This is a genomic window from Nonomuraea sp. NPDC003707, assembly GCF_053587055.1.
Map to the genome: position 1 here is coordinate 1 of NZ_JBSFNK010000018.1, position 25,981 is coordinate 25,981.

22 protein-coding genes and 1 rRNA gene are annotated in these 25,981 nt (G+C 70.1%); 22 read left to right on the forward strand and 1 reads right to left on the reverse strand.

All coding sequences use genetic code 11. The annotated features are described in order from the left end of the window. The 21 genes from rrf to ACWDRB_RS37525 all read left to right on the forward strand — a co-directional run. Positions 1–88: ribosomal RNA gene (rrf, locus tag ACWDRB_RS37425) — 5S ribosomal RNA — on the forward strand; the annotation flags it as partial. A gap of 132 nt (positions 89–220) precedes the next feature. After that, entirely contained in the window at positions 221–1,513 is a 1,293-nt protein-coding gene (locus ACWDRB_RS37430) for a bifunctional folylpolyglutamate synthase/dihydrofolate synthase (RefSeq protein WP_449902304.1), read from the forward strand. A 20-nt stretch (positions 1,514–1,533) separates the two neighbouring features. Then, the gene (locus ACWDRB_RS37435; protein WP_192786901.1) at positions 1,534–1,851 is read left to right on the forward strand and encodes a DUF4233 domain-containing protein; all 318 of its coding nucleotides are present in this window, start codon (positions 1,534–1,536) and stop codon (positions 1,849–1,851) included. Positions 1,852–1,860: 9 nt separating this feature from the next. Then, positions 1,861–3,339, forward strand: a complete 1,479-nt coding sequence (locus ACWDRB_RS37440) for a hypothetical protein (protein WP_449901887.1) — start codon at positions 1,861–1,863, stop codon at positions 3,337–3,339. 153 nt (positions 3,340–3,492) lie between these two features. Further along, complete coding sequence (gene ndk / locus ACWDRB_RS37445; protein ID WP_350740740.1) at positions 3,493–3,903, forward strand: nucleoside-diphosphate kinase; 411 nt, start codon at positions 3,493–3,495, stop codon at positions 3,901–3,903. Positions 3,904–4,283: 380 nt separating this feature from the next. Further along, positions 4,284–5,315: a rod shape-determining protein gene (gene mreB, locus ACWDRB_RS37450; RefSeq protein ID WP_185078196.1), complete on the forward strand. Its 1,032-nt coding sequence runs from the start codon at positions 4,284–4,286 to the stop codon at positions 5,313–5,315. Further along, complete coding sequence (gene mreC, locus ACWDRB_RS37455; protein ID WP_350740738.1) at positions 5,315–6,208, forward strand: rod shape-determining protein MreC; 894 nt, start codon at positions 5,315–5,317, stop codon at positions 6,206–6,208. The genes mreB and mreC overlap by 1 nt, the downstream gene beginning before the upstream one ends. A 769-nt stretch (positions 6,209–6,977) precedes the next feature. Further along, positions 6,978–7,442, forward strand: a complete 465-nt coding sequence (mreD, locus tag ACWDRB_RS37460) for a rod shape-determining protein MreD (RefSeq protein ID WP_350740736.1) — start codon at positions 6,978–6,980, stop codon at positions 7,440–7,442. Next, positions 7,439–9,484, forward strand: coding sequence for a penicillin-binding protein 2 (gene mrdA, locus ACWDRB_RS37465; RefSeq protein WP_449901892.1), 2,046 nt, complete (start codon positions 7,439–7,441; stop codon positions 9,482–9,484). The genes mreD and mrdA overlap by 4 nt, the downstream gene beginning before the upstream one ends. A 406-nt stretch (positions 9,485–9,890) precedes the next feature. Continuing rightward, positions 9,891–11,057: a rod shape-determining protein RodA gene (gene rodA / locus ACWDRB_RS37470; RefSeq protein WP_350740732.1), complete on the forward strand. Its 1,167-nt coding sequence runs from the start codon at positions 9,891–9,893 to the stop codon at positions 11,055–11,057. A 4-nt stretch (positions 11,058–11,061) separates the two neighbouring features. Next, positions 11,062–11,241, forward strand: a complete 180-nt coding sequence (locus ACWDRB_RS37475; protein ID WP_350740730.1) for a hypothetical protein — start codon at positions 11,062–11,064, stop codon at positions 11,239–11,241. Positions 11,242–11,261: 20 nt separating this feature from the next. Further along, the gene (locus tag ACWDRB_RS37480) at positions 11,262–13,172 is read left to right on the forward strand and encodes a TIGR03960 family B12-binding radical SAM protein (RefSeq protein WP_449901894.1); all 1,911 of its coding nucleotides are present in this window, start codon (positions 11,262–11,264) and stop codon (positions 13,170–13,172) included. Between the two features lie 153 nt (positions 13,173–13,325). Beyond that, a complete protein-coding gene (locus tag ACWDRB_RS37485; RefSeq protein ID WP_350740726.1) occupies positions 13,326–14,078 on the forward strand; it encodes a TIGR03936 family radical SAM-associated protein in 753 nt (250 codons plus the stop codon). 318 nt (positions 14,079–14,396) lie between these two features. Beyond that, a complete protein-coding gene (locus tag ACWDRB_RS37490) occupies positions 14,397–17,132 on the forward strand; it encodes an Rne/Rng family ribonuclease (protein ID WP_449901896.1) in 2,736 nt (911 codons plus the stop codon). Positions 17,133–17,345: 213 nt separating this feature from the next. After that, complete coding sequence (rplU, locus tag ACWDRB_RS37495; RefSeq protein ID WP_043634375.1) at positions 17,346–17,648, forward strand: 50S ribosomal protein L21; 303 nt, start codon at positions 17,346–17,348, stop codon at positions 17,646–17,648. A gap of 15 nt (positions 17,649–17,663) precedes the next feature. Further along, positions 17,664–17,921 carry a 50S ribosomal protein L27 gene (rpmA, locus tag ACWDRB_RS37500; RefSeq protein ID WP_012893687.1) on the forward strand — a complete coding sequence of 86 codons (258 nt, stop codon included), beginning with the start codon at positions 17,664–17,666 and terminating at the stop codon, positions 17,919–17,921. Between the two features lie 118 nt (positions 17,922–18,039). Beyond that, positions 18,040–19,389, forward strand: coding sequence for a GTPase ObgE (obgE, locus tag ACWDRB_RS37505; RefSeq protein ID WP_449901900.1), 1,350 nt, complete (start codon positions 18,040–18,042; stop codon positions 19,387–19,389). 189 nt (positions 19,390–19,578) lie between these two features. Then, complete coding sequence (proB, locus tag ACWDRB_RS37510) at positions 19,579–20,697, forward strand: glutamate 5-kinase (protein WP_449901903.1); 1,119 nt, start codon at positions 19,579–19,581, stop codon at positions 20,695–20,697. Positions 20,698–20,751: 54 nt separating this feature from the next. Next, complete coding sequence (locus ACWDRB_RS37515) at positions 20,752–22,026, forward strand: glutamate-5-semialdehyde dehydrogenase (protein WP_449901905.1); 1,275 nt, start codon at positions 20,752–20,754, stop codon at positions 22,024–22,026. A gap of 50 nt (positions 22,027–22,076) precedes the next feature. Further along, positions 22,077–22,253 (forward strand): hypothetical protein, encoded by a 177-nt coding sequence (locus tag ACWDRB_RS37520; protein WP_350740718.1) that lies wholly within the window; start codon positions 22,077–22,079, stop codon positions 22,251–22,253. Positions 22,254–22,335: 82 nt separating this feature from the next. Beyond that, a complete protein-coding gene (locus ACWDRB_RS37525; RefSeq protein WP_449901907.1) occupies positions 22,336–24,039 on the forward strand; it encodes a protein kinase domain-containing protein in 1,704 nt (567 codons plus the stop codon). A gap of 122 nt (positions 24,040–24,161) precedes the next feature. On the opposite strand, the gene ACWDRB_RS37530 is transcribed toward ACWDRB_RS37525, so the two are convergent. After that, positions 24,162–25,193: a M48 family metalloprotease gene (locus ACWDRB_RS37530; protein WP_397372319.1), complete on the reverse strand. Its 1,032-nt coding sequence runs from the start codon at positions 25,191–25,193 to the stop codon at positions 24,162–24,164. A gap of 87 nt (positions 25,194–25,280) precedes the next feature. On the opposite strand from ACWDRB_RS37530, the gene nadD reads away from it, so the two are divergent. After that, positions 25,281–25,898, forward strand: coding sequence for a nicotinate-nucleotide adenylyltransferase (nadD, locus tag ACWDRB_RS37535; protein WP_192793669.1), 618 nt, complete (start codon positions 25,281–25,283; stop codon positions 25,896–25,898). Positions 25,899–25,981 lie beyond the last annotated feature (83 nt).

Below are 25,981 nucleotides of genomic sequence, written 5' to 3' on the forward strand. Positions count from 1 at the left end.
CGGTTACATTCCGAACCCGGAAGTTAAGCTTCTCTGCGCCGATGGTACTGCACTCGGGAGGGTGTGGGAGAGTAGGTCGCCGCCGGACAATCTTTGAGGGGGTTCGACGCCTTGGGCGTCGGACCCCCTTTTTTTTGTGCCATCACGGCCCCCGGTCGGGAGCGCTGCCGGCGGTCAGTAGGGTTAAGGGGTGGATTATCGTGCGGTAGAACGCGCGATCATGGAGCGCGGCGTCGAGTGGGATTTCGAGCCGACGCTCGACAGGATCGCGGCCCTTCTTGATGTGCTCGGTTCGCCGCAGAGGGCGTACCCGGTCATACACATCGCGGGCACCAACGGGAAGACGAGCACGGCCCGGCTCACCGAGGCTCTGCTCAAGGAGCGCAATCTCAGAGTGGGGCGGTTCACCAGCCCTCATCTGGTGTCGGTGCGCGAGCGGATCACGGTGGACGGCGAGCCGCTGAGCGAGGAGCGGTTCGCGGAGGTCTACGAGGAGATCATCCCGTATGTCGAGCTGACCGACACCCAGGGGCGGCGCATCCAGTTTTTCGAGCTGCTGACCGCCATGGCCTTCGCCGCCTTCGCCGACACCCCGGTCGACGTCGCGGTGATCGAGGCCGGCATGGGTGGGTCCTGGGACGCGACGAACGTCGCCGATGGCCTCGTGTCCGTGATCACGCCCATCTCGCTCGATCACACCGACCGTCTGGGTCCCGACATCCCCAGCATCGCCGGTGAGAAGGCGGGCATCATCAAGCCCGGCTCGACCACCGTGCTCGCCCAGCAGGAGCTGGCCGCGGCCGAGGTGCTCATGCGACGGGCCGCCGAGGTCGGCGCGGTCGTGGCCCGTGAGGGGATCGAGTTCGGCGTGCTCAACCGGGAGGTGGCCATCGGCGGGCAGCTGCTCACCCTGCGCGGCCTCAAGGGGGTCTACGACGAGGTCTACCTGCCGCTCTACGGCGCGCACCAGGCGAGCAACGCGGTCTGCGCGCTGGCCGCCGTCGAGGCGCTGACCGGCGGTGACGACCCGCTCGACGTCGATCTCGTACGGCAGGCGTTCGCGCAGGCCGCCTCGCCGGGGCGGATGGAGGTCGTGCGGCGGACACCGACGGTCGTGATCGACGCGGCCCACAACCCGGGCGGCATGCAGGCGACCCTGGAGGGGCTGCACGAGGCGTTCGACTTCGCCAAGGTCGTCGGGGTCCTCGCGGTCATGCGGGACAAGGACGTCGACGCGCTGCTCGAGCTGCTCGAACCGATGCTCGACGAGATCATCGTCACGCGTAACTCCTCGCCCAGGTCCATGTCGCCGGAGGAGCTGGCGTCCCTGGCCGAGCCGCTGTTCGGCGAGGAGCGCGTACACGTGGTCGAGCGGCTCGACGACGCCATCGACCAGGCTATCGGCGTCGCCGACGCCGAGGGGGAGTTCAGCGGCACGGGCGTGTTCATCACCGGGTCGGTTGTAACGGCGGGTGACGCGCGGCAGCTGCTCAAGGCGGATGGTTCGCGATGAATTTCCAGGTGACTCCAGGTATGCGCAGGCTGGGCGCCAGCGTGCTCGGCATGGAGGCCATCGTGGCGGGGCTGATCACGCCCGTGGCGATCACCGTGGGCGGGGTGGCGCCCGCGCTCGCGGTGACCGCCGGCATCGGGCTGGCCGTGCTGTGCGTGGTCGCCGCGGGCCTGCTCAAGCGGCCTTTCGGCTACATCCTCGGCAGCCTCGTACAGGTGCTGGCGATCTGCACGGGCTTCCTCGTGCCGATGATGTTCTTCCTCGGCGCGATCTTCACAGCGCTGTGGATCACGGCGATTATCGTCGCTCGGCGTGTTGAGGGCGCTACTTCCCGCTAAAGTCGGCGCATGACCGTCCCCCCGATTCAGCGGTCGGCCGGGCCCAGGGTCCCATGGCTGCTCGATGTGACGCTCGGGCTGCTTGTCGTTGCCGCCTTGCCGCTGGCGATCGTCACCGTTCCCAATACGCTTTCCGTCGTCGCCAAGCTGCTGCCCGGCGACGTCGACCAGGTCGGGCTGATGCGCACGCACGGGCTCGCCCTGCCCGCGCTGATGCTGACCGTGCCGCTGGCGGCGGTGGTGCTGCGGCGCGTGCAGGTGGTTCACGTGGTGCTGCTGGGGCTGGCCCTGGTGGCCCTGTCCGACGTCGCCGGTGGGTACGCGGGCTCGGAGCTCCTCGCCGGAGTGGTGCGGGTGCTGCGCGGCGTCGGCGCGGGCCTGGTCGTGCCCGCCACGCTGGCGGCCGTCTGGGACCGCGTGCCGGTGTTGCGGGCGCTGTGGGTGGGCGTGTTCAGCATGAGCCTGCTCGCGGCCGAGGCGCTGGCGCTGTGGCCGCTCGACAAGGCGAGCAGCTGGAAGGTCACGCTGCAGCCGTACCCGATGCTGACGGGGATCGCGCTGGCCCTGGCGGGCGCGTACCTGCTCATCTGGATCCTGCTCGGGCGGCCGGCCACGCCGATGCTCAACGACGGGGAGCGGAGCCGGCTGCTGCTGGCCGCCGTGCCGGCGGCGGGCATCGCGGTCGTGGCGATCAGCACCGCGACCGAGGGGTGGCGGGCCATGCCGGTGATCGTGCTGGCGGTGGTGGCCGTGGCCGGGCTGCTGGGGCTGGCCACGATAGGGGCCGCGGAGAGCCGTACGCTGGCGTACTCCATGGTGGCGGTCGGCGTGGTGCTGCTGCCCAGCGCGGCGCAGGTCACGCTGGTGGAGATGGGCGGGCTCGGCGGGCCAGGGCTGCGGGGGCTCTGGGTGCCGTTCGCGGTGGCCGGGCTGCTCGCCGTCGGCGCTGCCGCGGCCGTGCGGCGGTTCGCGCCGGCCCCCGGGCGGTGGCTGGTGCCTTTCGGGTTGCTCGCGATGGTCATGGGGCTGTCCTCGGTGCGGCTCGTCGTGCCGTCGGCCGACGGGTTGGTGCTGGCGGTGCCGTTCACGCTGCTCGCGGTGGGGGCAGCGGTGGCGTTGACGTCGGCGCTGCAGGGGGTGGGGGTCGGGACGGCCGTCTTCGGGCTCTCGCTGTGCGTCGCGGGGGTGCTGGCGGGGTTCCTGCTCGGTACGGGTGTGCAGATGGCGATGCTGGACGGGGTTTCGTCGGCCCAGGAGCTGGTGGACAGCTTCGTCGGCGCGCTGCACTCGTGGGCCCTGATCGGCGGCTTCCTCGTGGTGCTGGTCATCGTGCTCTCCACCGTGATGGCCCGGCGGGGTGCCGCCAGGCCCGAAGAGCCGGCGTCCGCGTCGCCTGCGGAGGGGGCGGAGGATGAGGACGAATCTGCCGGTTCGGTGCCCGCCGTGCCGCCGCAGGGCCAATCGCCCGAGGACACCGCCTCTCCATGACGCCGTTCCGTAGGAAAACGAGGGTGGGGGCGCGGGACGGTAAGCTGAGGCCCAAGCCACGGCGACGCGTGGGCCCGTCCCCCGCGAAGCATCCCGCGGCCGGGCCGGGCGCCCGTGATCGCGATCCTCACTCTGTTCGAAGGAGAACTCCAAGTGTCCGAGCGCACTCTTGTCCTGATCAAGCCCGACGGGGTTAAGCGCGGCCTCATCGGTGACGTGATCGCCCGTGTGGAGCGCAAGGGCCTCAAGGTCGTGGCGATGGACCTGCGCACCCTCGACGCCGACACCGCCAAGTCGCACTACGCCGAGCACTCCGAGCGGCCGTTCTTCGGTGAGCTCGTCGAGTTCATCACGTCGGGGCCGCTCGTCGCCCTGGTCCTCGAGGGCCCGCGGGCCGTCGAGGCGTTCCGCGCGCTGGCCGGCGCCACCGACCCGGTCAAGTCGGCCCCCGGAACGATCCGCGGCGACCACGCCCTCGAGATCGGCGAAAACGTCGTCCACGGCTCCGACTCGCCCGAGTCCGCCGCCAGGGAGATCAAGATCTTCTTCCCTGACCGTTTCTAGGCGATTCGCCTCGCCAATCCGCGCCCGCGCAGCATGTCGCTGCGCGGGCGCGCGTTTTTGTCGGGCGCCTGTCGTAGGGTGGCGAGGTCTTGGTGTGCGGGGTCGATTCGTGGGCGTGGCGGGGGCGGGATTTTGTCGGCGCTTCCGCGTACGGTTGGCAGGGTCGATACGTGAGGCCTCGAGCCGATGGGCGTTTTGGATCGTTCCAGCAAGCCTTTGGGTGTTGTGGTGCAATCCGGGCAAAATTGCGGTTGAGGTAGGGGCTGGAGATTTTTGTGGGGCGCGAGGGCTCATTGCGCCCATCGGTGGGTACGTCACGTTACGATTCGAATTCGATCCGTAATCATTCGCGAACGACGTTACGGAGGGCTCCGTTCCCCATGGGCAGCAAGCTCGCGTTTCTCGGCCGTGACATGGCGGTCGACCTGGGCACCGCCAACACGCTGGTCTACGTGCGCGGCCGGGGCATCGTGCTCAACGAGCCCTCAGTCGTAGCGATCAACACCGCCACGGGCAAGATCGTGGCGGTCGGCATCGAGGCCAAGCGGATGATCGGTCGTACGCCTGGCAACATCGTCGCCGTCCGCCCGCTCAAAGACGGCGTGATCGCCGACTTCGATGTGACTGAGCGGATGTTGCGATATTTCATCCAGAGGGTGCACCGACGTCGGCATCTCGCCAAGCCACGCATCATCATCGCCGTGCCGAGCGGCATCACCAGCGTGGAGCAGCGCGCGGTGAAGGAAGCCGGATACCAGGCAGGCGCCAGGAAGGTCTACATCGTCGAGGAGCCCATGGCCGCCGCCATCGGGGCCGGGCTCCCGGTGCACGAGCCGACCGGAAACATGGTGGTCGACATCGGTGGGGGCACCACCGAGGTGGCGATCATCTCGATGGGCGGCGTGGTCACCAGCCAGTCCATCAGGATCGGCGGCGACGAGCTCGACCAGGCGGTGATCGCGTTCGCCAAGAAGGAATACTCGCTGATGCTCGGCGAGCGCACCGCCGAGGAGATCAAGATCGCCATCGGTTCGGCCGGCCCGACCGGCGAGGAGTCGCACGCGGAGATCCGCGGGCGCGACCTGGTCAGCGGGCTGCCCAAGACCATCGTCGTGTCGAGCGAAGAGGTCAGGAAGGCCATCGAGGAGCCGGTCAACGCCATCGTCGACGCGGTCAAGACCACGCTCGACAAGTGCCCGCCCGAGTTGTCCGGCGACATCATGGACCGCGGCATCGCGCTCACTGGCGGGGGCGCCCTGCTCAAGGGGCTGGACGAGCGCGTCAAGGCCGAGACGGGCATGCCCGTGCACCTGGTCGAAAACGCCCTCGACTCGGTCGCCATCGGCTCCGGCAAGTGCGCCGAGGAGTTCGAGGCGCTCCAGCAGGTCCTGGTGCCGGAGTCGCGGCACTGATGAGAGACTCTCGCCATGCGCGGCTGATCCTGGGCGGGCTGCTGACGGCGGCCCTGATCATCTTGACCGTCGACCATCGCACTGGCAACAGCTCGCCGCTGCGGCCGCTGCGAACGGCGGCGGCTTATGTGTTCGGCACAGCGGAACAGTTCGGCGGGGGGCTGGTGCGCCCCGTCAGCGGGTTCGTCCGCGCTCTTGTGGACGCGCCCGGCGCCCAGGACCGCATCAACGCGCTCAAAGCGGAGAACGCCCAGCTCCGGGCCGGCCTGGTCGCCAGCAAGCTCGACGCGACCCGCTCCAAGGAGCTCAAGCAGTTGCTCGGCCTGTCGGGGTCGGGCGGATACAAGGTGGTCCCGGCCAACGTGGTCGCCCGGCGCGGGCTGCCGGGCTTCGAGGACGCCGTGCAGATCGACGCCGGCACGAGTGACGGCATCCGTACGGAGATGACCGTGCTGAGCGGCGACGGTCTGGTCGGGCGCGTGATCAACGCGGCCCCGCACAGCTCGACGGTGGTGCTCCTCAGCGACCCGGCCTCGGCCGTCGGGGCGCGGCTGGAGGGGGGCAAGGAGATCGGTGTGGTGCACGGGGTGGGGGAGAACGGGCGGCTCGTCCAGTTCCGGCTCCTCGACTCCACAGCCCCGCTGACCAGCGGCGCGCGGATCGTCAGCTTCGGCTCGCAGAACGGCAGCCCGTACGTGCCGGGGGTGCCCATCGGGGTGATCGAGCGGGTGGAGTCGACGCCGGGGGAGCTGACCCGCATCGCGTACGCCCGTCCGTACGCGGATCTTTCTTCGCTGGACGTGGTCGGGGTGGTGGTGGAGGCTCCGAAGCGGGATCCGCGTGACGCGGTGCTGCCCGCCAAGGCGCTGCCTGCCACGGAGGGATCGCGATGATCGGGCGGCGGGCGGTTCCACGGCGCCTGCCGATCAATGGGCACGGTGATCCGGGTGCGCGCGGAAGCGCTGGCTGTCTGGGTGCGAGGTGCGGTGCCGGCGCGTATCTGGCTGCGTGGGGCGGTGTTGGGGCGTATCTGGGCGCACGGTGCGGTGCCGGCCGGTGTCTTGGCGTGTGCGGTGCCGGCCGGTGTCTTGGCGTGTGGGGTGCTGGTGGGCATGCGGACGTGACGTGGCGTGCTGATGGGCATGCAGGCGCGCGGCGCGGTGCTGGCGGGAGCGTAGACGCGAGATGGGGTGCTGGCGGGCGTGTGGGCGCGTGTCAGGGCGGCAGTGGCCGTCTGGAGCGTTCCATCGGGGGTCGGCGCTACGCGTCTCTGAGAGCGCTTGTGGCGGCGTCTGACGAGGGTTGGGCGTGGGCGGTGCGGAGGCCTTCGGGGTGGATCGGCCCGCGAGCGCCGCGCGGAAGCTCGGCTCCGGGGTGGGAGTCGGTGAAAACGTCGGCTTGGGTGTCGGGCTCGCGTGGGCTCCGGTCGCCGGCCCGGGTCCGGTCGTCGGCGCGGGTCCGAGCGGCCGGCGGTGGCCGGTGGGCGTCGGTGTCCGCTCGGCTGGATCGCCGGTGGGCGTCGGTGGCGGGTGGGTCGGATCGTTGGTGGCTCGGTTCGCTGGAACGGCTCGAACGACCTGGCCGGGCTCCATCCGGCGGGTCGGGCACGGGGCGCGCGTGCGGGGCGGGGCGGATTGTGAGGGATTCCCGGGAGGGGGCGCGGTGATCGGCGGGTTGTCCGTGTTGTTGGCCTTGCTGGCGCAGGTCATGTTGGTCAACCGATTTCCCCTGCCGGCCGGGGGCTCGCCCGATCTGGTGCTGCTGGCCGTGATCGGGGCGGCGTTGGGGCGTGGAGCGTCGTCCGGGGCGGTGCTCGGGTTCAGTGCCGGGCTGCTCGTCGATGTCATGCCGCCGACCGCGCACCTCGTGGGGCAGTACGCGTTCGTGCTGGCGCTCGTCGGTTACGTGGCCGGGCGTGGCGCGGGTGGGCCGGTCACCACCGTGGTGTTGTGCGTGCTGATGGCGCCGTTGCTGGCGGCGGTCGTGAGCGGGCTGATCGCCGATCCCCGGGTGACGATCTCCACGCTGACCGAGCAGGTGCCCGTCACCATCGTCTACACGCTGGTCGTGTCCCCCATCGTGATCTGGCTGACCACACGGGGCAGGGAGGCGGGGTTCTCGACATGATGCGGATGCGGGCCAGGCTGCTGCTGGTGCAGGTGCTCGTCGTGACGTTGCTGGTCGTGCTGGCCGTGCGCCTGTGGCAGGTGCAGGTGGTGCGCGGGAACGAGTTCGTGACGCGGGCGACGGAGACCAGGACACGGGCCGTGATCGTGCCCGCCGTGCGGGGGCAGATCCTCGACTCGCACGGGCGGCCGTTGGTGCGCAACAAGACCGCGTTGGTCGTGTCCGTGGACCGGACCAGGCTGACCAGGATGAAGGACGGCGGGCTCAAGGTGCTGGGCAAGCTGTCGGCGGTGCTCGGCCGGCCCGTCGCCGATCTGCAGCAGCGCATCACGCCGTGCGGGCCGGGAGTCCGCAAGCCCTGCTGGACGGGATCGCCGTACCAGCCGGTTCCGCTCGACGAGAAGGTGGACACTCGGGAGGCGCTGCAGATCCTCGAGCGGCAGGAGGAGTTTCCCGGGGTGACGGCGGAGATCCACTCCGTCAGGCAGTACCCCGGCGGGCGCGACGGGGCGCAGATGCTCGGCTACCTGCAGCCGGTCACCGAGGCCGAGCTGGAGAAGCGCGAAGGGCTGAAGGCCAGCTTCTCCGGGGTGGACCTGGCGGGGCGTGACGGGCTCGAGTACGTCTACGACGAGGCGCTGCGCGGCAAGTCGGGGCTGCGCAGGGTACAGGTCGACAGGATGGGCAAGGCGCTCGGCGTCGAGGAGCAGATCACCCCGATTCCCGGCGACCACCTGGTGACCAGCATCGACTCGCGGGTGCAGTCCGTGGTGGAGAAGGCGCTGGCGAAGGCGATGAAGTCCGCGCCGGCGGCTGACGGCGGCGCGGGGGTGGTGCTCGACGCGCGTACGGGACGGGTGGTGGCGCTGGCCAGCGCTCCCGGATACGACCCGGCGGTCTGGGCGGGTGGGATCTCGACGCGCGGATATCAGTGGCTGCTGTCGGATAAATCAGACATGCCGCTCGTGTCCCGGGCGATCAACGGCCAGTTCGCGCCGGGTTCGACGTTCAAGATCTCGTCGGTGTCGGCGATGTTGCGGTCCGGATACCCGCTGAACGGCACGTACGGATGCCCCGGCTCCTACATGGTCGGCGACCGGGCGTTCAGCAACTTCCGCGGCGTTTCGCTCGGCTCGCTCAGCCTGCACACCGCGCTGGTCAAGTCGTGCGACACGATCTTCTACAAAGCCGCGTACGAGCAGTACTTGAAGGACGGCGGGCGCAACCCGAAGAAGGCCACCAAGGAGATCTTCGCCAACACGGCCAGGGCGTTCGGGTTCGGCAGGCCGACCGGGGTGGACCTGCCGGGCGAGTCCTCCGGGCGCATCCCCGACCGGGCGTGGAAGAAGGACCTGTGGAACCGCACCAACGCCGTGAGCTGCGAGCGGTCGCGCAAAGGATACCCGGAGGTCAAGGATCGGGCGCGGGCCGACTTCCTCAAACGGCTCGCGCTGGAGAACTGCACCGAGGGGTTCCTGCTGCGGCCGGGCGACTCGGCCAACTTCTCCATCGGCCAGGGCGACGTGCTGGTGACGCCGATGCAGCTCGCGCGGGCGTACATGGCACTGGTGAGCGACGGGAAGCTGCGCAGCCCGCGCATCGGGTGGGCGCAGGTGCGGCCTGACGGCAAGGTCGTCAGGACCATCCCGGTGCCGGTCGTGGGCAAGCTGCCGATCAGTGAGAAGGAACGGCTCTACATCAAGAACGCGCTGAGCCAGGTCCCCTCGGACGGCACCGCGGCGGGGGCCTTCGCCGGGTTCCCGATGGACAAGGTGCGCATCGGCGGCAAGACCGGCACCGCGGAGGTCTGGGGCAAGCAGGACACCTCGTGGTTCGCGTCATTCGCGCCCACGAAGAATCCGCAGTACGTGGTCGTGGTCATGGTCTCGCAGGGTGGCATGGGCGCGCAGACGGCGGCGCCTGCCGTGCGGGAGATCTACGAAGGGATCTACGGCATCAAGCGGCCTCCCGCCGTGCCCGGTGGGAAGCTCACGACGAGGTTGCCCAGCTTCTCGCCCGACGGAACGGTGGCCGGAGGATGAGCGCCCAGAGCCTGGAGCTGGGCACGGGCGGTCGGACGGTCGGCACCGGCGCCGGCGGTGGTCGTGAGAGTCGGTCGGTGGTGAGTGGTGGTCGCGGGGGCCGGCGTGTGGCGGGTGGTGGCCGGAGACGTTGGTTGGCGGTGGGGGATCGCCGTGGAGGCTGGCCCGTCGCAGGCGGTGCGGGCCGGGGTCGGCTGGTGGGCGGCGCGCGCAGAGGTTGGCCCATGGTGAGCGGTGGGCGGAGCGGGGTTCGGCGGCCGGGTGGTGGGACGGCGGGCCGGTGGGTGGTCGGCCGCGTGGTCGGAGGGGTGGTCGGCTGGGCGGCCGGGTGGGTGATCGGCTGTGTGGTCGGGTGGGTGACTGGCCGGGTGGTCGGGTGGATGGTCGCTGGGATGGAGGTGCGGAGGTGATCGATCGAACGGTGGCCGTCCGGCGGCCGTCGCTGTTCCGCCGAGTCGCCGGTGAGAACTCGACGGTGCGCAGGCTGGATGCCCTGATGCTGGTCGCGGTGGCCGGGCTGTGCGTGATCGGCACGCTGCTCGTCTGGTCGTCCACCAGGACCTGGGCCCCGGGCTCGACGGGGCTGGTGAAGAAGCACGTCTTCAACGAGATGATCGGGATCATCCTGTGCGCGATCGTGGCGACGGTCGACCATCGCGCGATGCGCGCGTACGCGCCGCTGGTGTTCCTGGTGTCGCTGATAGGGCTGGGGCTGGTCATCACGCCGCTGGGTGCGACGATCAACGGGTCGCACTCGTGGATCCTGCTCGGTGGCGGGTTCGCGGTGCAGCCGTCGGAGTTCGCCAAGGTCGGGCTGCTGCTGATCATCGCGATGCTGCTCGCGCAGCCGGCCGAGGGCAGTGATCGGCCGCGCGCGCTGGACATATGGCTGGCGCTCCTCGCCTCGGGGGTCACGATGGGGCTGGTGATGCTCCAGCCGGACCTCGGGACGGCGCTGGTGCTGGCGGTGATCACGGCCGCCGGGCTGATCATCGCGGGGGTGCGCAAACGGTGGATCGCGGCGCTGACGCTGGTGGCTGCTGGCGGGGTGTTCTCGGTGTTCTACTTCCAACTGCTCGAGCCGTACCAGGTGGCCCGGTTTACGGCGTTCGTCGATCCGAGCGTCGATCCGCGCGGGGTGGGCTACAACAGCACGCAGTCGATGATCGCGATCGGCTCCGGGCAGCTCCTGGGAAAGGGGCTGCTGGGGGGCGGGCAGACGACCGGGCGGTTCGTGCCCGAGCAGCACACCGACTTCATCTTCACGGTGGCGGGGGAGGAGTTCGGGTTCCTCGGGTCGGTCACGGTGGTGCTGCTGCTCGGGGTGGTGCTGCTGCGCGGGCTGAAGATCGCCAGGCAGTGCGACGACAGGTTCGGGACGTTGGTCGCGGGCACGATCGTGTGCTGGTTCGCGTTCCAGACGTTCATCAATGTGGGCATGACGATCGGGATCATGCCGATCACGGGGCTTCCGCTGCCGTTCGTGTCATATGGCGGTACGGCCACGTTCGCGAATCTCATTGCGATTGGGCTTCTCCAAGCCATCAGGGTGCGAAGACAGTCGTTTAATTAGAGACATGTTCTTGGCCTATTGCGATGAGTGCGAGGAGCGCTTTCTGCTTCCCGCGAACCACGTCGTCGGCGTGCACAATCTGGCGAGCGGCGTGATCGCCGTCGAGCTGACCTGCTACGAAGGGCACCGTCTCCTGGTGCTCATCGGCAACGACATCGACATCCCTGGACCTGCCACCGTCTGAGCGCCGCTACCCTGGACCGTATGTCTGTCGAGTCGGTGTTCCCCCGCCTGGAAGCGCTACTGCCCAAGGTGCAGAAGCCCATCCAGTACGTCGGGGGTGAGCTCAACTCGACCGTCAAGGACTGGGACTCCGCCGACGTGCGGTGGGCGCTGATGTACCCGGACGCCTACGAGGTCGGGCTGCCCAACCAGGGTGTGGCGATCCTCTACGAGATCCTCAACGAGCTGCCCGCCACGCTGGCCGAGCGCACCTACGCGGTGTGGCCGGATCTCGAGGCGCTCATGCGGGCCGAGGGCGTCCCGCAGTTCACCGTCGACGCGCACCGGCCGGTGCGCGCCTTCGACGTGTTGGGCGTGTCCTTCTCGACCGAGCTGGGCTACACCAACATGCTCAACGCGCTCGATCTGGCGGGCATCCCGCTGATGGCCGTGGACCGGGGTGAGGACGACCCGATCGTGCTCGCCGGCGGCCACGCGGCCTTCAACCCGGAGCCGATCGCCGACTTCCTCGACGCGGCCGTGCTCGGCGACGGAGAGCAGATCTCCATCGCCATCTCCGAGGTCATCCGCGAGTGGAAGGCCGAGGGCAGACCCGGCGGGCGGGACGAGCTGCTCATGCGGCTCGCCGAGTCCGGCGGGGTATATATCCCGAAATTTTACGATGTGGACTACCACCCGGACGGTCGCATCAAGCGCGTCGCCCCCAACAGGGCCGACGTGCCGTGGCGGGTGCACAAGCACACCGTGATGGACCTCGACGAGTGGCCCTACCCGAAGAAGCCGCTGGTCCCGCTGGCCGAGACCGTGCACGAGCGGTTCAGCGTGGAGATCTTCCGCGGCTGCACCCGTGGCTGCAGGTTCTGCCAGGCGGGCATGATCACGCGCCCGGTGCGGGAGCGCTCGATCACCACCATCGGGGCGATGGTCGAAAACGGCATCAAGGAGTCCGGCTTCAACGAGGTCGGCCTGCTGTCGCTCTCGTCGGCCGACCACTCCGAGATCGGTGAGGTCGCCAAGGGCCTGGCCGACCGCTACGAGGGCACCAACACCTCGCTCTCGCTGCCGTCCACCAGGGTCGACGCGTTCAACATCGACCTGGCCAACGAGTTCTCCAGGAACGGCAGGCGTTCCGGCCTGACGTTCGCGCCGGAGGGCGGCTCCGAGCGCATGCGCAAGGTGATCAACAAGATGGTCACCGAGGAAGACCTGATCCGCACCGTCACCACGGCCTATTCGCAGGGGTGGCGGCAGGTCAAGCTCTACTTCATGTGCGGCCTGCCCACCGAGCAGGACGAGGATGTGCTGGGCATCGCCGACCTGGCCAAGAAGGTCATCCAGGCGGGCCGCGAGGCGACCGGCAGCCGCGACATCCGCTGCACGGTCTCCATCGGCGGCTTCGTGCCCAAGCCGCACACGCCGTTCCAGTGGGCCGGACAGGCCGATCACGAGACCGTCGACCGGCGGCTCAAGCAGCTGCGCGACTCGCTCAGAGGCGACAAGCAGTACGGCAGAGCCATCGGCTTCCGCTACCACGACGGCAAGCCCTCGATCGTGGAGGGCCTGCTCTCGCGCGGCGACCGCCGGGTAGGCGCCGTGATCCGCGCCGTCTGGGAGGACGGCGGCAGATTCGACGGCTGGAGCGAGCACTTCTCCTACGAGCGCTGGATGGCGGCCGCCGAGAAGGCGGGCGTCGACGTCGACTGGTACACCACGCGCGAGCGGGCGGAGAACGAGGTCCTGCCATGGGACCACCTCGATGCCGGGCTCGACCGCGAGTGGCTCTGGCAGGACTGGCAGGAGGCCGTCTCCGGCGGCGAGGTCGAAGACTGCCGCTGGACTCCTTGCTACGACTGCGGCGTCTGCCCGACGATGGGCACGGAAATTCAGATCGGCCCCACGGGGCGAAAACTCCTTCCTCTTACGGTGGTCTAGCGCGCTCAGTGGGCAGCCGGTGCCTCGGCGTACACATACACGCGCCAGGGCGGCTTATCCTGAGACGAAGGAACTCTGACAAGGGAAGGACGACAAGCTCTGAAACCTGTTCCCGAAGGGCCTCCGCCCGCGCCCACGGTGCAGCGCCTTCGCGTGCGCTACGCCAAGCGCGGCCGCCTGCGCTTCACCAGCCACCGCGACATTTCGCGGGCCGTTGAGAGAGCGGTTCGCCGTGCCGGCATACCGGTGGCCTACAGCGCAGGTTTCTCGCCCCACCCGAAGATCTCCTACGCGGGCGCGGCGCCGACCGGCGTCGCCAGCGAAGCCGAATATCTCGAGATCGGTGTCACCACGCCGTGCGATCCCGAGCAGGTGAGACAGGACCTGGATGGGTCGCTGCCGCCGGGGCTCGATGTGCTCGACGTTGTGACAGCGGGCCCGGGTGGGCTGGCTGACCGCTTGGAGGTCTCCGACTGGGAGGTGCGGCTGCCCGGTGCCGATCGCGAGCTCGCCGAGGTGGCGGCGGAGAAGTTTCTCGCGGCAGGCGCTGTGGAGGTCGAACGCCTCACCAAGAAGGGCCCCCGTCGCTTCGACGCGCGGGAGGCCGTCCTGGGGCTAACGGTGTCCGAGGGAACAGACAGAACTGCAGCTCAGGTGCTCGGAGGGCCGTGTGTCATACTGCGCATGGTTGTTCGGCACATGACGCCTGCCGTTCGACCCGACGATGTGCTCACAGGGCTGCGCCTTGTGGCCGACTTCGCGCCGCCGGTTCCCCCCGAGGTGACCAGGCTGGCGCAGGGGCCGCTCGACGTCAGCACTGGTGCGCTTGCCGATCCGCTCGACCTGGACCGCGACACCACGCGCGGCGGCGAGGCGGGACCGGCGAGTGAGCACGTCGCCGGTTGAGGAGGTGCCCCGCGCGAGCGGGGCACGACCGCTGACAGGACTTGGCGCCGACACCCCCACCTCGGGGGCGTTGGCGGACAACGAGACACGAGAGCTCCTGCGCGGCGCGGCGACGCGCCCGGGAGCTGACGGGAGAGCGCCCGCATGCTCGAGAACGAGCCCAACGCCGGGGCCATTGGCCCTGACGGGGAGACAATTGAACAGCCAGAGGTGACCCCACGTCGCCGCTCCGCCAGCCGCCCGGCGGGTCCGCCGCCGGAGCCGGAGGAGCCTGCCCACGTTCCGGTCACCACTGCGGCGGCGCAGACCGCGCCGTCGGTGGCTGACGTACAACCGGTGCAGAGCACCGCCGCGCAGCGCGCGGCGGGAGAGCCCGCGCCTCAGATCCGCACCGCCGCGCCCGAGCCGGAGGCCGCTGCGGCGACCGCGCCGGAGAGCCCGGTCGAGGCGGCCGTGGCCGAGACCGTTGCCGAGGCCGCCGCCGAGGAGAAGCCCAAGAGGACCACGCGGACCCGGTCCACCGCCACGACGACGCGGCGCCGTACGACGAAGAAGGCCGCCGAGGCCGAAGCCGAGGCTGCCCCCGTGGTGGAGGAGCCGCCCGCTGAGGCCGCCGAGCCGGTGAAGCGGCGCAGGACGCGCAAGAAGGTGGAAGAGCCCGTCGAGGAGGCCGTCGCAGGCGCTGTGGGGGCGGTGGCCGACTCCGAGAAGGCCGCCGCGAGCGAGGGCCTGGCCGGCAAGGCCGCGACGACGGCGCTGACCGCCGAGGCGGCGCCCGCCGGTGGCGCCCAGGCGACCGCCGAGGCTGTGCGTGCCGGTGGTGTCCAGGCGGCTGCCGAGGATGAGGACATCCTTGAGAGCCTGCCCGACAACGAGCCCCTTGACGACGAGCCCGCGGGCGAGGACCTCGACGAGGAGCCCGCACGGGCGAGCCTGCTGTCCGACCCGTTCGGGTTCGCCGCGCGCACGCCGGCCGAGCCCGGCACCGCGTTCCAGCGGCCGGCGGCCATCTTCGCGCCGCTGTTCCAGGCACCCGACCCCAGCCAGGCCAAGCCAGCCGTCACCCGGCGGGCCGAGGCGCCGCAGCCCGCTCCCGAGCCCGAGGAGGTCGAGGAGCCGGTCGACGAGTCCGCGGTAGAGGACGAGACCGACCTCGACACCTCCGACGAGCAGGAGGAGGAAGAGGGCGCGGGCCGTCGCCGCCGTCGCAGGCGGGGCGGCCGGGGCCGCGGCAAGTCGCGCGAGCGTGACGAGGGCGAGGAAGGCGACGAGCAGGACGAGGAGGCCGAGGAGGAGCAGGCCGAGGAGGGCGCCGCTCACGACGAGGAGTCCTCGACCTCGCGCCGCCGCCGTCGCCGTCGCCGCCGGGGCTCCGAGGAGGGCGCCGAGCCGGCCAGCGACGACCCGCCGAACACGGTGGTGCGCATCCGCGCGCCTCGTGCGGGCCGCAGCAGCGGGCTGGAAACCGCGACCGACGGTGTGCAGAGCGTGCGCGGCTCCACCCGCCTCGAGGCCAAGAAGCAGCGCCGCCGCGAGGGGCGCGAGCTGGGCCGCAGGCGTCCGCCGATCATCACGGAGTCGGAGTTCCTGGCCCGCCGCGAGTCCGTCGACCGGATGATGGTGGTACGCCGCCAGGGCGACCGTACGCAGATCGCGGTCCTGGAGGACGGCGTGCTCGTCGAGCACTACGTCAACCGCGAGGCCAGCCAGTCCTACGTCGGCAACGTCTACCTCGGCAAGGTCCAGAACGTGCTGCCCTCGATGGAGGCGGCGTTCGTGGACATCGGCAAGGGCCGCAACGCCGTCCTGTACGCCGGTGAGGTCAACTTCGACACCGCCGGGCTGGAGGGCCAGCCCAAGCGCATCGAGGCGGCGCTGAAGTCGGGCCAGTCGGTGCTCGTACAGGTCACCAAGGACCCGATCGGGCACAAGGGCGCCCGGCTCACGTCCCAGATCAGCCTGCCCGGGCGATACCTCGTCTACGTGCCGGACGGGTCGATGACCGGCATCAGCCGCAAGCTGCCCGACAAGGAGCGCACGCGGCTCAAGAGCATCCTGAAGAAGGTCATGCCGGAGAACGCCGGCGTGATCGTGCGTACCGCCGCGGAGGGCGCCTCCGAGGACGAGCTGGCGCGTGACGTGGCCCGCCTGTCCGCCCAGTGGGAGAGCATCCAGAAGAAGGCCAAGTCGGCCAGCCCGCCCGAGCTGCTGTCCGCGGAGCCCGATCTCACGATCCGGGTCGTGCGCGACGTCTTCAACGAGGACTTCACCTCGCTGATCGTGCAGGGCGCCGACGCCTGGGACACGGTGGACGACTACGTCAAGTACGTCGCGCCGCACCTGGGCGAGCGCCTGGCGCGGTGGGACGGCGACCAGGGTGACGTGTTCGAGCACTACCGGATCGACGAGCAGCTCGGCAAGGCGCTCGAGCGCAAGGTCTGGCTGCCCAGCGGCGGCTCGCTGGTGATCGACCGTACCGAGGCGATGACCGTCGTCGACGTCAACACCGGCAAGTTCACCGGGCAGGGCGGCAACCTCGAGGAGACCGTCACCCGGAACAACCTCGAGGCGGCCGAGGAGATCGTGCGCCAGCTCAGGCTGCGCGACATCGGCGGCATCATCGTGATCGACTTCATCGACATGGTGCTGGAGTCCAACCGCGACCTGGTGCTGCGGCGGCTGCTGGAGTGCCTGGCCCGCGACAGGACCAAGCACCAGGTGGCCGAGGTCACCTCGCTGGGCCTGGTCCAGATGACGCGTAAGCGGGTCGGACAGGGGCTGCTGGAGGCCTTCTCCACGCCGTGCGAGTGCTGCAACGGGCGTGGCCTGCTCGTCTCCACGGAGCCGGTCGAGCCCAAGCCCGAGCCGCGCGGCACGCAGGGGAAGATGGCCATCGAGAAGGCGGTCTCCGACAAGGTTTCCGCGGCCAAGGACACCTCGAGCCGTGATACGGTGACCGGTGCGCTTGAAGACGTCCCGACTGAGGACGACCAGGCTGGCCAGACTTCCGGCAGAGGGCGGCGACGCTCGCGCCGAGCCAAGTCGGCCGAGTAGTTCTCGGCAGGCTTCCGACGTTCCGTCCGGTTCGCCTAGGGGACCGTTAATCCGGTACCCTGGTGTATCGGTGCGTCAGGTGACGTGCCCTGTTGGCGCGCTTACTCGGTTCGTCGGTTTGAGACAGGCCGAATGACAGGCGCAGCATTCGGCGGCCGCCTCTCGATGAGGCGGCTGATGTACGAGACAACAGTGAGTCAGAAGGGTTCCGCGGTGTACGCGATCGTTCGTTGCGGCGGCAGGCAGCAGAAGGTCTCCGTCGGTGACGTCCTCGAGGTGGACAAGGTCGCCGGCGAGGTCGGCTCTTCGGTTTCGCTGCCGACGGTGCTCGTCGTCAACGACGGCGATGTGACCACGGAGGCGGGCAAGTTCACGGTCAGCGCCGAGATCCTCGGTGAGACCAAGGGCCCGAAGATCCGGATCCTCAAGTACAAGAACAAGACCGGTTACAAGAAGCGCCAGGGTCACCGTCAGCGGTACACCCAGGTGAAGATCACCGGTATCGAGCAGGCCTGAACGGGAGTTTGAGAGATGGCACACAAGAAGGGCGCGTCGTCCACCCGGAACGGTCGTGACTCCAACGCCCAGCGCCTGGGCGTCAAGCGCTTCGGCGGCCAGCTGGTCAACGCGGGCGAGATCATCGTCCGTCAGCGTGGCACCCACTTCCACCCCGGCGACAACGTGGGGCGTGGCGGCGACGACACGCTGTTCGCGCTGGCGGCCGGGCACGTGCAGTTCGGTGTCAAGCGCGGCCGGCGGGCCGTGAGCATCGTTCCCGTCGCGGAGTAGGGGTTCTTCCTCTCCGTAGACCTTGGGTTTTCTTGCCAAAGGGGTGGATCGCGGCGTCGATCCGCCCCTTTGCTTTTGGCTGACTTCCGCCGGTGGGCGGTGTGTGGAGGAGTGCAGAGTGCCGGACTTTGTGGACCAGGTGGTCCTTCATATCGGTGCCGGTGACGGGGGGAACGGGTGCGCCTCCATCCACCGGGAGAAGTTCAAGCCGCTCGGCGGCCCGGACGGCGGCAACGGCGGCCGGGGCGGTGACGTCGTCCTCGAGGTCGACCCCAACACGGCGACGCTGCTCGAGTACCACCGCCGGCCGCACCGCAAGGCCGAGAACGGCAAGCAGGGGCAGGGCTCCAACCGGGACGGGGCCAACGGGCCGGACGTGATCCTGCCGGTGCCCAACGGCACCGTGGTGAAGAACGCCTCCACGGGTGAGGTGCTGGTCGACCTCGTGGGCGTCGGCACGCGGTACGTCATCGCCGAGGGCGGGCACGGCGGCCTGGGGAACGCCGCCCTCGCCTCGACCAAGCGGAAGGCGCCCGGGTTCGCGCTGCTCGGGGAGCCCGGGGACGCGCTCGACGTCATGCTGGAGCTCAAGAGCGTGGCGGACGTGGCGCTGGTCGGGTTCCCGAGCGCCGGCAAGTCCTCGCTGATCGCCGCCCTGAGCGCGGCCAAGCCCAAGATCGCGGATTATCCGTTCACGACCCTGATCCCCAACCTGGGGGTGGTGACCGCGGGGGAGACCGTGTTCACCGTCGCCGACGTGCCCGGTCTGATCCCCGGGGCCTCGCAGGGGAAGGGGCTCGGGCACGAGTTCCTGCGGCACGTCGAGCGGTGCGACATGCTCGTGCACGTCATCGACTGCGCCACCATGGAGCCTGGACGCGACCCGATCACGGACTACGAGGTCATCGAGTCGGAGCTGCACGCGTACGGGAAGCTGGAGGACCGGCCCCGGCTGGTCGTGCTGAACAAGGCGGACGTGCCCGACGCGCGGGAGCTGGCCGAGCTGGTCAGGCCCGAGTTCGAGGCGCGGGGGCTGCGGGTGTTCACGATCTCCGCCGCCACGCATGACGGGCTGCGGGAGCTCACGTACGCGATGGGCGAGTGGGTCGCCGCGGCCAGGGCCCAGAAGCCGGTCGAGGAGCCCACCAGGCTGGTCATCAGGCCCAAGCAGCTCGGCGAGACCGGGTTCCGGGTGCGGCGGGTCAACGAGAACCTGTTCCAGATCACCGGTGAGAAGCCGGAGCGGTGGATCAGGCAGACGGACTTCACCAATGACGAGGCCGTGGGCTACCTCGCCGACCGGCTCGAACGGCTCGGCGTGGAGGCGGAGCTGGCCAAGGCCGGCGCCACCGCCGGCGCCGAGGTGGTCATCGGGTCGATGGAGGGCGGCTACGTCTTCGACTGGCAGCCCACGCTCAGCGCCGAGTCCGTACGGCAGGGCCCGCGAGGGTCCGACAACCGCCTCTGACAGAAGCGCCACGGGCGTAGGACGGCTTCGGCGTCGATGACCTGAGCGCCGGGCCGGCCGGCGTTGACCCTCCCTGAACTGCGGCGCGTGGAGGTGGCCGTCGTCATGCGCCGGGAGGCAGGTTTTCGGGCCGTATCCCGCCGGGCTCCGGGAGCGAAGGGCTCTCGGGGCTCGGATAGGCTGCCAGACGTGCGGGAACAGATCAGCTCAGCGTCGAAGGTCGTTGTCAAGGTCGGCTCCTCCTCGCTCACCACCCCCCAGGGCACGATCGACGTCGATCGGGTCGACGCCCTTGTGGACGTGCTGGCGGCGCGGCGCCGTACGGGGACCCAGATCGTCCTGGTCTCCTCCGGGGCGATCGCGGCGGGCCTCGGCCCGCTCGGGCTGACCGCGCGACCACGCGACCTGGCCACCCAGCAGGCGGCGGCGTCCGTCGGGCAGGGTGTGCTCGTCGCCCGCTACACCTCCTCCTTCGCCCGCTACTCCCTGCGCGTGGGCCAGGTGCTGCTGACCGCCGACGACATGATGCGGCGCGCCCACCACGCCAACGCCCAGCGCACGCTCGCGCGCCTGCTGGAGCTGGGCATCGTGCCCATCGTCAACGAGAACGACACCGTGGCCACCGACGAGATCCGCTTCGGCGACAACGACCGGCTGGCGGCGCTGGTGGCGCACCTGATCCACGCCGACGCGCTCGTCCTGCTGTCGGACGTCGACGCCCTGTACGACGGCCCGCCCAGCCGCAGCGGCTCCCAGCGCCTGTCGGAGATCCGCGGGCCGGAAGACCTGGTCGGCGTCGAGCTCGGGAAGAACGGCGCGGCGGTGGGCACCGGCGGCATGGTGACCAAGGTGCAGGCCGCCAGGATCGCCACGGGGGCGGGCGTTCCCGTGGTCCTCACGGCGGCCGCTCACGCCGCCCAGGCGCTCGGTGGAGCCGATGTCGGCACCTACTTCCACCCAGGGGGCCGCCATCCCGGCACGCGGCTGCTGTGGCTCGCGCACGCCACCACCGGGCGCGGCCGCCTCCACCTCGACCAGGGGGCGGTGGAGGCCATCGTGGGGCGGCGCAAGTCGCTGCTGCCCGCGGGGGTGACGTCCGTGGAGGGTGAGTTCGCGGCGGGCGATCCGGTGGATCTGTGCGGGCCTCAGGGGCTCGTGGTGGCTCGCGGGCTGGTCAACTTCGACGCCATCGAGATCCCGGGCCTGCTCGGCCGCTCCACCAGGGAGCTGGCCAGCGCGCTCGGTCCGGAATATGAGCGTGAGCTGATCCACCGTGACGACATCGTCATACTGGAAGCTCACAACTAGTCCCCATCCCTAGGGCGACGAGCGTGCTGGGAACGTAGGGAGCGGAGCGTAGCCATGAGCACAGAGTTCTTGAAGGTCGCCCAGGCGGCGCGAGAGGCCGCCGCCGAGCTGGCCCCGCTGCCGCGGGCGCCGAAGGACCGGGCGCTGCGTGCCGTGGCCGACGCCCTGGTCGCGCACGCGGCGGAGATCGTCGAGGCCAACGCCAAGGACGTCGAGCAGGCCAGGGCGCAGGGCACGTCCGAGGCGATGATCGACCGGCTCCGGCTCGACGAGGCCAGGGTCGGCGCCATCGCCGAGGCCGTGCGCCAGGTGGCCGACCTGCCCGATCCGGTCGGCGAGGTCGTCCGCGGCGCCACCCTGCCCAACGGGCTGGAGCTGCGCCAGCTCAGGGTGCCGCTCGGCGTCATCGGCATCATCTACGAGGGTCGCCCCAACGTCACCGTCGACGCCGCCGCGCTCTGCCTCAAGAGCGGCAACGCGGTGCTGCTCAGGGGCTCCTCCAGCGCCTACTCCTCCAACACGGCCCTGGTGAAGGTCATGCAGGACGCGCTGGAGGGCACCGAGGTGCCCGCCGGAGCCGTCCAGCTCGTGCCGGGGCAGACCCGCGACTCGGTCAAGGAGCTCATGCGCGCCCGCGGCCTGGTCGACGTGCTGATCCCGCGCGGCGGCGCCTCGCTGATCAACTCGGTGGTGGAGGAGTCCACGGTGCCGGTGATCGAGACCGGCGTCGGCAACTGCCACGTCTACGTGGACGCCGAGGCCGACGTCGACCTGGCCGTGCAGATCCTGGTCAACGCCAAGGCGCAGCGGCCGTCGGTGTGCAACGCGGCCGAGACGTTCCTCGTCCACGAGGACGTCGCCGACGCGTTCGTGCCGCGGGCGCTGGCGGCGCTCGCCGAGGCGGGCGTGACCGTGCACGGTGACGAGCGCATCGCCGGGCACGGTTCGGGCGTCGTGCCCGCCACCGAGGACGACTTCTACGCCGAATACCTCTCGCTCGACATCGCCGCCGCGGTCGTCGGCTCGCTGGAGGAGGCGGTGGCCCACATCAGGAAGTACGGCTCCGGCCACACCGACGCCATCGTCACCAGGTCGCAGCGGGCGGCGCGCAGGTTCGTGGCGCTGGTCGACTCGGCGGCCGTGGCGGTCAACGCCTCGACGAGGTTCACCGACGGCGGGGAGTTCGGGTTCGGGGCGGAGATCGGCATCTCCACGCAGAAGCTCCACGCGCGCGGCCCGATGGGGCTGCCCGAGCTCACCTCCACCAAGTGGATCTACACCGGTGAGGGGCATTTGCGCACGTCAGAAGGCACGGTGGTGGCCGGTTGATCGGCGTGTCGGCCTGACCGGCGCCGTGGAGCGCAGGTTGACTGAGAGGCATGGAGATTGTCATCGCCCTCGTCTTCTCGGCTGCCGTGCTGTTCGGCGCCGACCGGTTGCTGCTCTGGCTCGAGAGCCGCGGACACGTCCACTGGCGCAGGAAGGGGCGCAGGCAGCTGTCGGACGAGCCCACGGCCCGGCTCGACAGCATGCTCTCCGATCACACTCGCCGATAATCCTTCGGCGTGCCTCAAGCGCCGACAGGGGTCCCAGCGCTAAGGTTAGGTCCCTTATGGGCGGGCCGGGCGGGGAGAGACGGTGAGCAAGCTCGGCAAGATCGGGCCGTACACCCTGGTCGAGCGGCTCGGTCGCGGCGGCATGGGCGAGGTCTACCTCGCGACCACCCGCCGGGGCGAGAGCGTCGCTCTCAAGGTCCTGCACGACCTGGCCGAGGATGAGACCTCCCGTGTCCGGCTGGAGCGCGAGGTCCGGGCGCTGCGCAGGGTCGAGAGCCCGTACGTGGCCAAGGTGCTCGACGCCGACCTGAGTTGTGCCCGCCCGTACCTGGTCATGGAGTACATCGAGGGCGCCACGCTCCTCGACCGCGTCCGCCAGAACGGCGCACTCGATGTCGGCGACCTCGTGGACCTGGCCCAGGGCATCGCCGCGGCCCTGGCGATCATTCACGCGGCCGGGGTCGTCCACCGGGACCTCAAGCCGGGCAACATCATCATGGGCTCCGAGGGGCCCGTGCTCATCGACTTCGGCATCGCGCAGGTGCTCGACGCGACCCGGCTCACCATGACCGGCACGTTCCTGGGCACGCCCGGCTACACCGCGCCGGAGATCTTCGCCGACGAGCAGGTCGACTCGCCCGCCGACGTGCACGCCTGGGCGGCGACGGTGGCGTTCGCGGCGACGGGGCGGCCGACGTTCGGGCGGGGGACGGCCGAGGCGCAGATGTACGCGGTGCTGAACGGGCAGGCCGACCTCAAGGGCGTGCCCGTGGAGCTGCTGCCGCTGGTACGCGCCGCGCTCAACAGGGAGCCGGGCAAGCGCCCCACGGCGGCGTTGCTGGCCGATCGGCTGTCGCGGCTGGCCAGAGCCACCAGCGCGGCCGAGCCGGAGCCCGCTGCCGGGTCCTCGGAGGAGGCAAAGACAGGCCGCGCCACCCCTGAGGAGAAATCCGCCCGGAGCCGGGCGAACACGGATAGTAAGGTGCCCGCGCCGCGCACCCGTGCGAACCCCGACACGAAGGGCTCGCCCGTCCGCGCCGACGGCAAGGGCGCCGCGGCGCGCAACCGTACCGGCACGGATGGGAAGGGCGCCGCGGTCCGCAGCCGCACGGAGGTGCCCGCGCCGCGCGGGCGCACGGGCGCGGCGGACGGGAAGTCCGCTCTCGCGCGCTCCAAGATGACCGCGCCGCGCCAGCGTGCGGCGGCGGCCGTCCGGAGCCGGCCTCAGGTGCGCAGGAAGGCCGGGCTCAGAGCAGAGTCGACCACCACGCTGCCCGCGGGCAACGGCGCCCTGCTGATGCTGGCCGTGCTCGCGGTGCCGTGCGTGGTGACCTCGGTGATCTGGCCGATCGCCTCCATCGCGATCACCACGGTGTTCGTGGTGCTGACCAGGACGCTCTGGATGAGCCACTGGCTGGTCAGAAACCGCAGCTCGCGGCGTACGCGGGTGGCGCTGCGCGTGCTGCTCTTCCCGGTCGCCCTGGTCGGGGCGGCCGCCACCGCCGGCGTGTGGCCGGGCGTGCCGGTCGCGCTGGCGTCGGGCGGCGCGCTCTGGGTGACCGGCGGCGGAGTGATCGACTCCGACTGGTGGCAGCAGCCCGCGCCCGTGACGGTGGCGGGCGTGGTGTTCGGGATGCTGTGCGGTGGTTTCGCCGGGCGCGAGATCGAGCGGATCGGGCATCGGCTGCCCGATCTGCGCAGGGAAGGGCTGCGCGCACTGGCCGTGCTGGGCGGGTTCGTCGCCCTGTGCGCGGCCGCCGTGCGCGCTATCGCTCTCCTGCTCTGACCTGCCGCTCTCCAAGGCAGGCCGAAGCTGCCCCTCGGGGTTCGGAACCCGCCGCTCGTCGCCGATCGCGGTGGGTTTCGCGGCCGATCAAGCTGATCGGCCGCGTACGGCGGTGCGGCCGGTCAGCCCTGGCCGCCGTCGCGGCGCGAGAAGCGGTTGAAGATGCGCTCGCCCGCGTTGACCGCGCCCTCGGCCACGTCGCGCAGGACGCCGATGAACGGGTCCTGCGACTGGGACCAGGACGCGCGGTAGGACTCGGCCGCGGCCTTGATCTCGTCGGTCACTCGTGCGTTGGGGTCGTCCTCCCTGCGCGGGTAGTCCCCGCCCAGGATGCGCTCGTACTCGCCGCTGCGCTGCCACTTGTCCAGCTCGGCCACGCGAACCACCGCGAACGGGTGGGTCGTGCCGAGCAGGTTGAGCACCTTGAGGAAGCCGTCGCGAAGGTCGCCCGCGGTGTCGTATTCCTGGTACTGCTCCAGGAACGCCTCGATGTTCATCTCGTGGGTGTAGTCGCCGCCGGCGAGCTTCATCAGCGCCCTCTTGGCCGCCTCGGGGTCCTGGCCGACGAGCAGGCCGCCGCGGTCGGAGGACAGCTCCGACTTGCGGTACCACTCCTCCAGGCCCGCGACGATCGCGCGCAGGCCGATGTAGCCGAGCGGGATCCAGGCGACGCGGGTGGCGAGGCGGGTGAGGATGTCGAGCATCGTCCGGTAGACCGCGTGTCCCGACAGGATGTGGGCGGTCTCGTGGCCGATGACGAAGCGCTGCTCCTCCTCGTTCATGAGGTTGAGCAGGCCGGTGGTCACGACGATGAACGGGTCGTCGAAGCCGATGGCCTTGGCCTGGACCTGCGGATCCTGCTGGATGTAGATCTCGGGGATCCGGTGCAGGTCGAGCGTGTAGGCGGCGTCGCGGCCCATGTCGTAGATGGAGCGGAACTGGGTCTCGCTCACGCGTACGGCAGACGCCAGGTACATCAGGCGCAGCCGGCGCTCGCTGATGAGGCCGGACATCTGCTTGAGAACCGTGTCGAACCCACTCAACTTACGCAGAGCGACCAGGGCGGACCGGTCTGCGGGGTGTTCGTAGGCTCGGGACGAGATGCCGGGCAGTTGGACGCGGTTGCGGTCCGGGGTGGTCGTCATGCCCGGCATGCTACGTCCGCAACGGGAGTGATGCGCGGTCATCACCAAGGGGGGTGCCATCATGTTGTGGTACAAGGTCCGCGTAAGGTCCGTTTCATGATGAATGCACCTGGTGTGCAGGGGAAGCGGCGAGTCGGAGTGATGGGTGGGACGTTCGATCCCATCCACCATGGCCACTTGGTGGCCGCCAGCGAGGTGGCCCACCACTTCGACCTGGACGAAGTCGTGTTCGTGCCGACCGGGCGGCCGTACCAGAAGGCCGAGCGCGAGGTGTCGGCCGCGGAGGACCGCTATCTGATGACGGTCATCGCGACCGCGTCGAACCCCCGCTTCTCAGTGAGCAGGGTGGACGTTGATCGCCCGGGGCCGACGTTCACCATCGATACTTTGCGCGATATTTCGGAAATTTACGGTCCTGGGGTTGAGCTGTACTTCATCACCGGCGCGGACGCGCTCGGCGCCATCCTGGACTGGCAGAACGCGGACGAGCTGTTCGAGCTGGCCCATTTCGTCGGCTGCACCCGTCCGGGGCACACGCTCCACGATCCCGGGCTGCCGGAGGGGCGGGTGACGTTGCTGGAAATTCCCGCACTGGCCATCTCGTCGTCCGAGTGCCGGCAACGTGTCGCCAAGGGAGAGCCGATTTGGTATCTGGTGCCGGACGGAATCGTCCAGTACATCAACAAACGGGGGCTGTATCACGCGGAAGGATGACGGCCTCCGTGCCGTAGGTGAGGGGTTTCGGCCCGGAAGGGTACCCTCAACGTATAGGCATGCTGCCGACACAGGAGGACAGA

What these genes read in the sequence shown, in the direction of transcription:
- ACWDRB_RS37430 (WP_449902304.1), top strand. Translation starts at nt 221, where the DNA reads ATGGAGCGCGGCGTCGAGTGGGATTTCGAGCCGACGCTCGACAGGATC.
- ACWDRB_RS37435 (WP_192786901.1), top strand. Translation starts at nt 1,534, where the DNA reads ATGCGCAGGCTGGGCGCCAGCGTGCTCGGCATGGAGGCCATCGTGGCG.
- ACWDRB_RS37440 (WP_449901887.1), top strand. Translation starts at nt 1,861, where the DNA reads ATGACCGTCCCCCCGATTCAGCGGTCGGCCGGGCCCAGGGTCCCATGG.
- mreB (WP_185078196.1), top strand. Translation starts at nt 4,284, where the DNA reads ATGGGCAGCAAGCTCGCGTTTCTCGGCCGTGACATGGCGGTCGACCTG.
- mreC (WP_350740738.1), top strand. Translation starts at nt 5,315, where the DNA reads ATGAGAGACTCTCGCCATGCGCGGCTGATCCTGGGCGGGCTGCTGACG.
- mrdA (WP_449901892.1), top strand. Translation starts at nt 7,439, where the DNA reads ATGATGCGGATGCGGGCCAGGCTGCTGCTGGTGCAGGTGCTCGTCGTG.
- ACWDRB_RS37475 (WP_350740730.1), top strand. Translation starts at nt 11,062, where the DNA reads ATGTTCTTGGCCTATTGCGATGAGTGCGAGGAGCGCTTTCTGCTTCCC.
- ACWDRB_RS37480 (WP_449901894.1), top strand. Translation starts at nt 11,262, where the DNA reads ATGTCTGTCGAGTCGGTGTTCCCCCGCCTGGAAGCGCTACTGCCCAAG.
- rpmA (WP_012893687.1), top strand. Translation starts at nt 17,664, where the DNA reads ATGGCACACAAGAAGGGCGCGTCGTCCACCCGGAACGGTCGTGACTCC.
- ACWDRB_RS37515 (WP_449901905.1), top strand. Translation starts at nt 20,752, where the DNA reads ATGAGCACAGAGTTCTTGAAGGTCGCCCAGGCGGCGCGAGAGGCCGCC.
- ACWDRB_RS37520 (WP_350740718.1), top strand. Translation starts at nt 22,077, where the DNA reads ATGGAGATTGTCATCGCCCTCGTCTTCTCGGCTGCCGTGCTGTTCGGC.
- ACWDRB_RS37530 (WP_397372319.1), bottom strand. Translation starts at nt 25,193, where the DNA reads ATGCCGGGCATGACGACCACCCCGGACCGCAACCGCGTCCAACTGCCC.
- nadD (WP_192793669.1), top strand. Translation starts at nt 25,281, where the DNA reads ATGATGAATGCACCTGGTGTGCAGGGGAAGCGGCGAGTCGGAGTGATG.